We start from the raw sequence: 9721 nt of genomic DNA, 5'->3' as shown, positions 1-9721 counted from the left end.
CCACGGTGTCGGAGATCCGGTCGCTCACCTTGTCGGGGTGGCCCTCGGAGACGGATTCGCTGGTGAACAGGAAGTCCGAACGCGGCATCGTGACAGCACCCCGGTTGACGGGTGCGCCTTCCTGATCGCGGCGCTTGACCCGGTTGTGAGGGCCGGAGTTCTGGCACCGGCTCCCGGCAGGGTCAAGGTGGAATGCCGAACGGATCCGTTATACCGTACGAAGCGGACGGCCAATCGGTCCGAAGGTGCTACCACAGGGACGTGGCGGCCTCAGCCGCTCAACTTGCGCTCGAGGGCCTGGACCGCGGCGGCGAGGTCGCGCCGCGTGTCGGCCGAGCAGTTCTCGGAGACGTGGCGGGCCACCATCTCGGCCACGCCCTGCCAGCCGGCGTCAAGCGGGCGCTGCGGCGTGTCGCCGAAACCCTCGACGGCGTGGTCCTCATCCCGGGGCATCCCGTTGAAGAAGTGGTCCAGCGGCACGCCGGTCATGCGCGAGAAGATGTCGAGATGGATCGCGCTGATGCGGTTGGTGCCCTTCTCGTACTTCTGCAGCTGCGCCGCGGACATGCCGAAGCTCTGGGCGACGCGGCGCTGGGTCAACGACGCCTTGCGTCGTTGTTCCGCGATGCGTTGCCCGACATAAACGTCCCGTTGATCCGTCTTCTGGCCTGCCATCACTCGTCTCGCGTGCGCGCCCCCAAGGACACGGAATCGTCGACCATCCGCGACCTCGCCCTGCGCAAGCTTAGCTGCCGGCGCACGGCTTGTCACCCTCATAACCCGTTGGCTCTCCAGCGGTATCCGCCTGCATGGATGCCGCCGCGATCGCACCGCCGGCCAAGCTCGGCCGTTCTCCGATCCGCTCTACGAGAATTCCGTTGCCGCGGCAACGGTTTCGCGGGGCCGGCGTCCCGCGGGCCTCAGGAACGTCCGCGTCCCTGCGCGGTCGCCGCCCGGCGCAACGCGTCGGCGAGGGCCCCCCCCGATTCCGGCGCCGGCGCGGCGGCGGATCGCGGCGCGGGCCCGCGCGTCGACGCCGCAAGCTCCTGGCGTGCCTGGTCCTGGCGTGCCTGGTCTTGGCGCCCCTGCTCGCGGCGCGCCGGCCGCTCGCCGTCTTCCGCGCGCATGCTCAGGGCGATGCGCTTGCGCGCCGGGTCGACCTCGACGACGCGGACCTGCACCACGTCGCCGGGCTTCACCACCTCGCGCGGGTCCTTCACGAAGCGGTCGGCGAGCACCGAGATGTGCACCAGCCCGTCCTGATGCACCCCGACGTCGACGAAGGCGCCGAACGCGGCCACGTTGGTGACGACGCCCTCGAGCCGCATGCCGGGCTTCAGGTCCGCGATCGTCTCGACGCCGTCCTGGAAGGTCGCGGTGCGGAAGGCCGGGCGCGGGTCGCGGCCGGGCTTCTCGAGCTCGGCGATGATGTCGCCGATCGTCGGCAGGCCGAAGGTGGCGTCGACGAATGCCCGCGGGTTCAGCGCCCTGAGCACGCCCCCATTGCCGATCAGGGCGCCGATCGGCTGGCCGGTGGCGGCCAGGATCTTCTTCACCACCGGATAGGCCTCCGGGTGCACGCCCGAGGCGTCGAGCGGATCGCTGCCGCCGCGAATCCGCAGGAAGCCGGCGGCGAGCTCGTAGGCCTTCGGCCCGAGGCCGGCGACCTTCCTCAGCGCGGCGCGCGAGCGGAACGGGCCGTTGGCGTCGCGGTGCACGACGATGTTGGCCGCCACCCGCTCGCTCAGCCCCGACACGCGGGCGAGCAGCGGCGCGGAGGCCACGTTGACGTCGACGCCGACGCCGTTGACGCAATCCTCCACCACCGCGTCGAGCGAGCGCGACAGCTTCCCCTCGGCAAGGTCGTGCTGGTACTGCCCGACGCCGATCGCCCGCGGCTCGATCTTCACGAGCTCGGCCAGCGGGTCCTGCAGCCGCCGCGCGATCGAGACCGCGCCGCGCAGGGTCACGTCGAGGCCCGGCAGCTCGGCCGAGGCGTAGGCCGAGGCCGAGTAGACCGAGGCGCCGGCCTCCGAGACCATCACCTTGGCCAGCGTCAGCTCCGGGTGCTTGCCCAGCAGCTCGGCGGCCAGCCTGTCGGTCTCGCGCGAGGCGGTGCCGTTGCCGATGGCGATCAGCTCGACCCGATGCGCGCGGCACAGCTTGGCCAGCGTCGCCAGGGCGCCGTTCCAGTCGCGCCGCGGCTCGTGCGGGAAGATCGCGTCGGTGGCCACGACCTTGCCGGTGGCGTCGACCACCGCGACCTTCACGCCGCTGCGGAAGCCCGGATCGAGCCCGAGCGTCGGCCGCGCGCCGGCGGGCGCGGCCAGCAGCAGGTCGCGCAGGTTGCCGGCGAAGACCGAGATCGCGCCGGCTTCCGCCACCGCCCAGAGCCGGGCCCGCAGGTCCGTGTCGATCGCCGGCTTCAGCTTGGTCCGCCAGGTCTTGCGCACCGTCTCGGCGAGGAACCGGTCGCCCAGCCGTCCGCGCTCGGCGATCCCGAAGGCCTCGGCGATGCCGAAGGTCTGGGCGATCCGCGCCTCCTGCCAGGCCGGCCGGCCGGGCGGCGGCGTCTCGGCGTCGGTGAGGTCTAGGTCGAGCACCTCCTCCTTCTCGCCGCGGAACAGCGCCAGGATCCGGTGCGAGGGCAGGCGGGCGAGCGGCTCCTCGAACGAAAAGTAGTCGGCAAACTTCTGCCCGCCCTCGGCCTTGCCCTTGCGCACCGAGGCGCGCATCCGCCCGCGCCGCCAGGTCTCCTCGCGCAGGCCGCCGACCAGCTCGGCATCCTCGCCGAAGCGCTCGATCAGGATCGCGCGGGCGCCCTCCAGGGTCGCCTCGACGTCGGGGAAGCCGTCCTTGCCCGAGAAGCTCTTCGCCGCTTGCTCGGGGGCCTGGTCCGGCCGCGCCAGCAGCACCTCGGCGAGCGGCCCGAGCCCGGCCTCGCGGGCGATCTGCGCCTTGGTGCGGCGCTTGACCTTGAACGGCGCGTAGAGGTCCTCGAGCCGCGCCTTGGTCTCGGCCGCCGCGATCTTCCGGGCGAGGTCCGCATCGAGCTTGCCGAGGGCCCGGATCGCGTCCTCCACGGCGGCGCGGCGCTCCTCGAGGTCGCGCAGGTAGCCGAGGCGCTCCTCCAGGGTGCGCAGCTGCGCGTCGTCCAGCGCCCCGGTCGCCTCCTTGCGGTAGCGGGCGACGAACGGCACCGTCGCGCCGCCGTCGAGGAGGTCGACCGCCGCCCTCACCTGCGCCTTGGCGACGCCGAGCTCGGTGGCGATGCGCTGCGTGATGCCGATCATCCGGTCGCGTCCTGCAGATGGCGTGGGGCGCGGTGTCTAACCCGGATGGGGGAGGGGGGCCAGAGCGGGCGGGGCCGGCGCGCGGGCCGGCTCCGCCTGCGGCGCCGCCTCCCCCGCGATCCCCGGAGGATCGTCCGCAGCGATCGTCCTCGGGCTGCCGATCGTGGCGATCGGGCCGTCGTGGGCGATCGCGCTCTCGGGCATGCCGTGGCGGGGCGGCGGCTCGGGCGTGAGCACCCTGGTGAGCCCGCCGGTGCGATGGATCGCGGCGAGCCCGCGGGCGCCGCCGTCGAGGGAGCCGGACAGCACCACGCCGATCATCCGCCCGCGGCCGTGCCGGGCCACGGAATGGAAGAGCAGGTCGACCGTGCGGTTGCCGTGCAGCCGCATCGGGTCGGCGACGATCTCGCCGAAGCTGCGGTCGGCCAGGATCGGGTGCCGGGCCGGCTCGCCGATGTCGATGCGGCCCGGCTCGAAGCCTTCGCCCGCGTCCGCGATCAGGACCGGGTGCGGGCAGGCCTGCGCCAGGATCGCGCGGAGGTGGCTCGGCCGGTCCCAGGGGCGGAGCAGCACGAGGAGGACGGCCCGGAGCGGCGCCGGGAGGGAGACGAGGAGCGCCCGGATGTCGCGAAGGCCCTCGGCCCCGGAGGCGCCGACGCCGACGAACCGGGACCGGTCACCGGCGGGCATGGGCGCACGGCAGCATCGGGCCGGGCCGGGGCGCCACGCCGGACGGCGAGGATTTTTTGGCCCCATGGTCCGGGGCGTGGGGTGCCGGCGCGCCGCGTCAGTTCAGCCGCCAGATCGCCGCGTTGAGCAGGGACGCGAAGGCGACCCAGGCGGCGTAGGGCACCAGAAGCCACGCCGCGATCCGGTCGATCCGCCAGCTCAGGCGGATCGTCCACAGGATCATCACGAGGAGGGCCACCACCACCACCAGGCCGGCACCCAGCGCGTGGCGGGCGAAGAACACCGGCGTCCAGGCGGCGTTGAGCGCGAGCTGCACGCCGAAGGCGGCGATCGCCAGCCACCAGCCCCGGCGCGACGGGCCGGTGGCCGGGCGGGCGCCGAGCAGGCGCCAAGCTGAGACGACCATCAGCACGTCGAGGATTGTCCAGGCGATCGGGAAGGCCGCGTTCGGCGGGTTGAAGGCGGGCTTGGCGAGGCCGGCGTACCACCCGTCGATCTCGGGGGCCGTCGACAGCCCGCCGATGAGCGAGGTCGCCCCCACCGGCAGGATCGCGGCGGGCAGGCGCAGCCACCAGGGAAGGGCCGGGCGGATCGGAACCCGCGTCGGCGAGGCTTGCGTGGACGAGGCTTGCGTGGACGCGGCGCGGCTGGCGGTCTGCATGGACGAAACCCGACGGGGCCTCGGAGGCGGCCCCGGCCCGGATCGTGGCAGCCGCGGCGTTCGGAGGCTATAGGAAACCCGCGCGTCTTCCTCCCCTCGTGCGGGGAAGGGACGATGAAGGGAAGGGACGCGGCGCGAGCCGCATCCGGACCGTCGAACGATCTCCCGCCACGCAACATCGGACGCGGCCATGACCTCACGCAACCCGACGGACGACGCCGACCCTCGCGCCGCCGGATGGTCGAAGCGGACGCTCGCCGCCCAGGCGATGGGGCATGTCGAGCCGGTGACCCGCGCGGTGGTGGCGCCGCTGCACGTCTCGACCACCTTCATCCGCGACCCCGACAACGGCTATTCCTCCGGCTTCTCCTACGCGCGGCCCGACAACGCGACGGTGCGCGAGGCGGAAACCGTGCTGGCGATGCTGGAGGAGGCGCCGGCCGCGATGCTGTTCGGCTCCGGCATGGCGGCGGCGACGGCGGTGTTCGGCGCGCTGGAGCCCGGCGACCACGTGGTCGCGCCGGCGGTGATGTACTGGGCCCTCAAGCGCTGGCTGCGCGAGGAGGCGCCGCGGCGCCGGCTCGACCTCGATTTCGTGGCGATGGACGACCTCGACGCCCTGCGCGCCGCGATGCGGCCGGGCCGGACCAAGCTCGTCTGGATCGAGACTCCCGGCAACCCGCTCTGGACGGTCACCGACATCGCCGCCGCGGCCGAGATCGCCCATGCGGCCGGGGCGCGGCTGGCGGTCGACTCCACCGTCGCCTCGCCGTTCCACACCCGGCCGCTGCGGCTCGGCGCCGACCTTGTCATGCATTCCGGCACCAAGATCCTGAACGGCCATTCCGACGTGATCGCCGGCGTGCTCGCCACCGCCGCCCGCGACGCCGCCTGGACCCGGATCGGCGCGATCCGCGCGAGCGGCGGCGCGATCCTCGGGCCGTTCGAGGCCTACCTCTTGATGCGGAGCCTGCGCACCTTCCCCCTGCGCGCCGCCGCGCAATCGGCCGGCGCCCTCGACCTCGCGGGCCGCCTCGCCCGGCACGCCCACGTCGCCCGGGTGCTCTATCCGGGGCTCCCCGAGGATCCGGGCCACGCGGTCGCCGCGCGGCAGATGGACCAGGGGTTCGGGGCGATGCTGTCGATCCGGGTGGCCGGGGGCGAGGCCGCGGCGATCGCCACCGCCGCGCGCGTGCGCCTGTGGAAGCGCGCGACCTCGCTCGGCGGCGTCGAGAGCCTGATCGAGCACCGCGCCTCGGTCGAGGGACCGGGCACGCCGTGCCCGCCCGACCTGCTGCGCCTCTCGACCGGGCTCGAGGACCCCGACGACCTGTTCGCCGACCTCGACGCGGCGCTCCGGGCCGCCCACGCGGGCCCCTGAGCGCGGCGGGCTCGGATTCCTGTCCCGCGGGCGGGACCCTCCGGCGTGCCGCGCGTTGTGCCTCACAGCTTCCGAGCATCCCACGCCGAGAGACGACGAGCGGACCATGACGACACGCATCCTTGCCGGCGCCGCGCTCACCGGGGCCCTGGCGCTCGCCCTCCTCGCCGCACCGGCGGCCTCCACCGCCGCGCGGGCCGACACGGTCCCGAACCTCGACATCAAGAAGACCTGCCAGTCGGCGAGCCGGGCCAACGTCAGCGTCAGCGACAACGCCAACATCGAGGGCTGCCTGCGCTCCGAGCGGGACGCGAAGAAGGAGGCCGAGCGCCGCTGGGGCGACTACACGCCCTCGGCCAAGCGCCAGTGCGAGGACCAGTACAAGGCCGGCGGCTACCCGTCCTACGTCGAGATGGTGACCTGCCTCGAGCTCGCCAGCGGCACGGTGCCGACCCAGCCGAATTCCGGCGGCACCGCCACCGGCGGTCCCGGCGCGCCGGGCGGCAAGGCGGCCCCGCAGGAAGCGGGAAGCCAGAACCTCACGCGCGAGCCGGCCGCGAGCCAGCGCACCAACCCGATCGAGGTGCTCGAGAAGAAGTAGCGCCCGCGATGTCGGAAAGACCGCTTCTCGCCGGCCGCCGCGCCGTGGTGTTCGACGCCTACGGCACCCTGTTCGACGTGCATTCGGCGGTGCAGCGCCATGCCGACGCGGTCGGGCCGGCGGCGGCGCGGCTGTCGGAGCTGTGGCGGGTGAAGCAGCTCGAATACAGCTGGACCCTGTCGCTGATCGGCCGCACCGCCCCGTTCTGGCAGCTCACCGAGCGGGCCCTGGACTTCGCCCTGGCGAGCCACCCGGACGTCGACGCGGGCCTGCGCGACCGGCTGCTCGACGCCTATCGCGACCTCGACGCCTACGGGGAGGTGCCGGGCGTGCTGGAGCGTCTGCGCGCGCGCGGCCTGTCCACCGCCATCCTCTCCAACGGCGACGACGCCATGCTCGGCCGCTCGGTCGCCTCGGCCGGCCTCGCGTCCCGCCTCGACGCGGTGCTCTCGGCCGACGCGGCCGGCGTCTTCAAGACCCATCCGCGCGCCTACGCCGTGGCGCTCGACACCCTCGGCGTGCCCGCCGAGGCGGTGCTGTTCTGCTCCTCGAACCGCTGGGACATCGCCGGCGCCACCGCCTTCGGCTTCGCCTGCGCCTGGATCAACCGCACGGGGAAGCCGGACGAGTACGCCGACCTCGCGCCGGTGGCGGTGCTGTCGGATCTCGCGGGCTTGTTCTGAGGCGGGGCGTCGGCTCCCCCATCTCACCTGGATCGCATGGGGTGCGGGTTCCCCTCTCCCCGCACGCGGGGAGAGGCCCGGCCGCACCTCGTCGTGCAGCCGGGAAGCGCAGGCGAAGCCGAAGCGGCGGTGAGGGGAAGGCACCGGACGAGGCTCCGCCGTCGAAGCCCCCTCACCGTCGGCTGCCGCCTCGCCGCGCCGACGACAGGGTCGTCGCGGCCCTCTCCCCGCGTGCGGGGCGAGGGGATGCGCGCGGGGCGCACCGCCATGGTCCTGTAAGGCTCCCGCGCGTCGACCGACCCCTCACTTCACCACGATCCAGTCCTCCACCACCAGGGCGTCGAGGCCGGTGGTGGTGAACATCAGGATCGCGTCCTCCGCCGTGTGGAGGATCGGCTTGCCCATCACGTTGAAGCTGGTGTTGAGCAGGATCGGCACGCCGGTGATCTCGGCGAAGGCGGCGATCAGCGCGGCGTAGGCCGGGTTGCGCGCCGGCGTCACGCTCTGGAGCCGGCCGGTGCCGTCGGCGTGCACCACCGCCGGGACCTGGTCGCGCTTGGATTCGCGCCAGACCAGGGTGCGCTCCATGTACGGGCTGTCGGCGTAGGCCTCGAACCAGTCGGGGCCGGCCTCGGCTAGGATCGAGGGGGCGAAGGGCCGGAAGGCCTCGCGGTACTTCACCTTGGCGTTGAGCGCGTCCTTCGCGCCCGCCGGCCGCGGGTCGGCGAGGATCGAGCGGTTGCCGAGCGAGCGCGGGCCGAACTCGGCCCGGCCCTGGACCCAGCCGACGAGGCCGCCGGCCGCGAGGATCCGCGCCGCCTCCCGGGTCGCCGCCGCATGGCCGACCTTGCGCGCGCGCGGCTCCCACTCGGCCAGCCGCTCCATCGGCGCGGTCGAGACGCGCGAGCCGAGATAGGGGGTGAGCGGGCGCGCCTCCGGCGCCGGCCCGGTCCAGCCCGGGTTGTCGGCGGCGTAGGCGAGCCAGGCCGCGCCGACGGCGTTGCCGTCGTCGCCCGGCGCGGACGGCACGTGCAGGCGGGAAAAGCTCGAGCGCTCGAGCACCCGCCCGTTGTAGGAGGAGTTGAGGCCGCAGCCACCGGCGATCACCAGGTTCTCGTGCGGGCTGAGCGCCCAGGCCTCGGCGACGAGGATGTCCATCAACTCCGAAAACACCTCCTGGCCGCTCCTGGCGAGATCGGCCCAGCCGGCCTCGCCGAGATCGGCCGGGCGGCGGCTCAGGATCGTCGCGACCACGTCGCGCACGGTGGCGTCGTCGGTGAACTTCAGGCGGCCGCCCTCCGCCGTGTACAGGCGGCGCAGCTGCGCGACGAGCGCGGGATCGGAGCGGCCGTAGGGCGCGAGCCCCATGATCTTCCATTCCTCGCCCTTGAGCTGGTCGAAGCCGGCGAGGTCCGTGACGAGCCCGTAGAGGAAGCCGACCGAGCCGCGGCCGCGGTGGCGCCGCACCTCGGCGATGCGGCCCGCCTCCATCCGGTAGAGCGCGGCCGCGCCGGTCTCGCCCATGCCGTCGACGATCACCGCGGTCGCGTCCGAGAACGGGCTGCCCCACAGGGCGTAGGCGGCGTGGGTGAGGTGGTGGGGGAAGCGGTCCTGCCGCACGATCCGCGCGCGCGCCGCGCCGCCGCGGCCCCGCGTCTCCTGGTCGAGGGCCAGCAGCGTGCCGTAGCCGGCGCGCGCCTGGGCGATCGCCATCTCGGCCACGAAGATGCGCTCGGCGCGCTCGGGCACGAACGAGCGGTTGAGCACCGGCGCGTGCCGGCCCAGGGCCTCGAGGGTGAAGGCGCCGGTGCGCCCCTGCCCCTCGAGGAACTCGGTGAATTGCTGGCCCCAGGTCGAGGCGACGACGAGCTCGGAGCCTTCCGGCACGAGCTCGGCGAGCAGCCCGACCATGCGGGTGGCCGGGTCCGGCTCGCAGTTCGGGGCGCGCTTGTATTGCAGGAAGCGCTCGGCGCCCTCGGCGAACAGGACCGTGCCGTCGGGCCCGATCAGCGCGAGCGCCGGGTCGTGGAAGGTGGTGGCGAGGCCGAGATAATACCGCATCGCGGATCGGGTTAGCGCCGCGGCGCCGACCCGGCAACCTCCCGTCAGGCGCGCTGCGCCCGCTCCAGCCGGCGGGCGAGGCGGGTCGCGCCGTAGACCTCGCCGAGGCGCCGGCGGGCGGCGTGGACGGGGGGCGCCTCGCGCTCGGCATGGGCGGCGGCGATCACCCGCAGCGTCGCGGCGACGGAGCGCTCCAGGCGCTGCTCGTCGTGGGCCTTCACGGCGCGGGCCGGCACGGATTCGGTCATCGGGATGCCCCCTCGTGGTCCCGCCCTCGTCCGGACGGCGACCGTCGGCGACAGCATCCGGGGCGGGCTGGGCCGCAAGATGGCAGCTTGGCCGTAACCTGGC

At 74.0% G+C, this 9721-nt stretch carries 10 protein-coding genes; 3 read left to right on the top strand and 7 right to left on the bottom strand.

All coding sequences use genetic code 11. The annotated features are described in order from the left end of the window. The 5 genes from MKK64_RS27155 to MKK64_RS27135 all read right to left on the bottom strand — a co-directional run. Positions 1 to 88, bottom strand: an 88-nt coding sequence (locus tag MKK64_RS27155; protein WP_243938632.1) for an S-adenosylmethionine synthetase N-terminal domain-containing protein, incomplete at its 3' end; no start/stop codon positions are given. 182 nt (positions 89 to 270) lie between these two features. Continuing rightward, positions 271 to 675 carry a helix-turn-helix domain-containing protein gene (locus tag MKK64_RS27150; protein ID WP_147729573.1) on the bottom strand — a complete coding sequence of 135 codons (405 nt, stop codon included), beginning with the start codon at positions 673 to 675 and terminating at the stop codon, positions 271 to 273. A 245-nt stretch (positions 676 to 920) separates the two neighbouring features. Further along, positions 921 to 3293 (bottom strand): Tex family protein, encoded by a 2373-nt coding sequence (locus MKK64_RS27145; RefSeq protein ID WP_243938823.1) that lies wholly within the window; start codon positions 3291 to 3293, stop codon positions 921 to 923. 36 nt (positions 3294 to 3329) lie between these two features. Beyond that, a complete protein-coding gene (locus MKK64_RS27140; RefSeq protein WP_243938821.1) occupies positions 3330 to 3983 on the bottom strand; it encodes a chemotaxis protein CheB in 654 nt (217 codons plus the stop codon). 97 nt (positions 3984 to 4080) lie between these two features. Next, complete coding sequence (locus MKK64_RS27135; protein ID WP_243938819.1) at positions 4081 to 4644, bottom strand: TspO/MBR family protein; 564 nt, start codon at positions 4642 to 4644, stop codon at positions 4081 to 4083. 190 nt (positions 4645 to 4834) lie between these two features. Between MKK64_RS27135 and MKK64_RS27130 the strand changes: the two genes are divergently transcribed. From MKK64_RS27130 to MKK64_RS27120, 3 genes are all read left to right on the top strand, one after another. Further along, entirely contained in the window at positions 4835 to 6025 is a 1191-nt protein-coding gene (locus tag MKK64_RS27130) for a trans-sulfuration enzyme family protein (RefSeq protein WP_243938817.1), read from the top strand. 106 nt (positions 6026 to 6131) lie between these two features. Beyond that, a complete protein-coding gene (locus MKK64_RS27125; protein ID WP_147844330.1) occupies positions 6132 to 6626 on the top strand; it encodes a hypothetical protein in 495 nt (164 codons plus the stop codon). Positions 6627 to 6634: 8 nt separating this feature from the next. Beyond that, the gene (locus MKK64_RS27120) at positions 6635 to 7309 is read left to right on the top strand and encodes a haloacid dehalogenase type II (protein WP_243938815.1); all 675 of its coding nucleotides are present in this window, start codon (positions 6635 to 6637) and stop codon (positions 7307 to 7309) included. 303 nt (positions 7310 to 7612) lie between these two features. On the opposite strand, the gene MKK64_RS27115 is transcribed toward MKK64_RS27120, so the two are convergent. Then, positions 7613 to 9370 (bottom strand): carbamoyltransferase, encoded by a 1758-nt coding sequence (locus tag MKK64_RS27115; protein ID WP_147860266.1) that lies wholly within the window; start codon positions 9368 to 9370, stop codon positions 7613 to 7615. Positions 9371 to 9414: 44 nt separating this feature from the next. Beyond that, positions 9415 to 9618, bottom strand: a complete 204-nt coding sequence (locus MKK64_RS27110; RefSeq protein ID WP_147844666.1) for a hypothetical protein — start codon at positions 9616 to 9618, stop codon at positions 9415 to 9417. Between the last annotated feature and the right edge of the window lie 103 nt (positions 9619 to 9721).

It is taken from the genome of Methylobacterium sp. E-025, assembly GCF_022829705.1.
In the GTDB taxonomy this organism is placed as follows: Bacteria; Pseudomonadota; Alphaproteobacteria; order Rhizobiales; family Beijerinckiaceae; genus Methylobacterium.
The sequence above is the reverse complement of the archived record's forward strand: the minus strand, read 5'-3'. Positions and strand labels throughout refer to the sequence as shown.

Excerpts from the sequence above, each read along its gene's own strand:
- MKK64_RS27150 (WP_147729573.1), bottom strand. The coding sequence starts at position 675 with ATGGCAGGCCAGAAGACGGATCAACGGGACGTTTATGTCGGGCAACGC.
- MKK64_RS27145 (WP_243938823.1), bottom strand. The coding sequence starts at position 3,293 with ATGATCGGCATCACGCAGCGCATCGCCACCGAGCTCGGCGTCGCCAAG.
- MKK64_RS27140 (WP_243938821.1), bottom strand. The coding sequence starts at position 3,983 with ATGCCCGCCGGTGACCGGTCCCGGTTCGTCGGCGTCGGCGCCTCCGGG.
- MKK64_RS27135 (WP_243938819.1), bottom strand. The coding sequence starts at position 4,644 with ATGCAGACCGCCAGCCGCGCCGCGTCCACGCAAGCCTCGTCCACGCAA.
- MKK64_RS27130 (WP_243938817.1), top strand. The coding sequence starts at position 4,835 with ATGACCTCACGCAACCCGACGGACGACGCCGACCCTCGCGCCGCCGGA.
- MKK64_RS27125 (WP_147844330.1), top strand. The coding sequence starts at position 6,132 with ATGACGACACGCATCCTTGCCGGCGCCGCGCTCACCGGGGCCCTGGCG.
- MKK64_RS27120 (WP_243938815.1), top strand. The coding sequence starts at position 6,635 with ATGTCGGAAAGACCGCTTCTCGCCGGCCGCCGCGCCGTGGTGTTCGAC.
- MKK64_RS27115 (WP_147860266.1), bottom strand. The coding sequence starts at position 9,370 with ATGCGGTATTATCTCGGCCTCGCCACCACCTTCCACGACCCGGCGCTC.
- MKK64_RS27110 (WP_147844666.1), bottom strand. The coding sequence starts at position 9,618 with ATGACCGAATCCGTGCCGGCCCGCGCCGTGAAGGCCCACGACGAGCAG.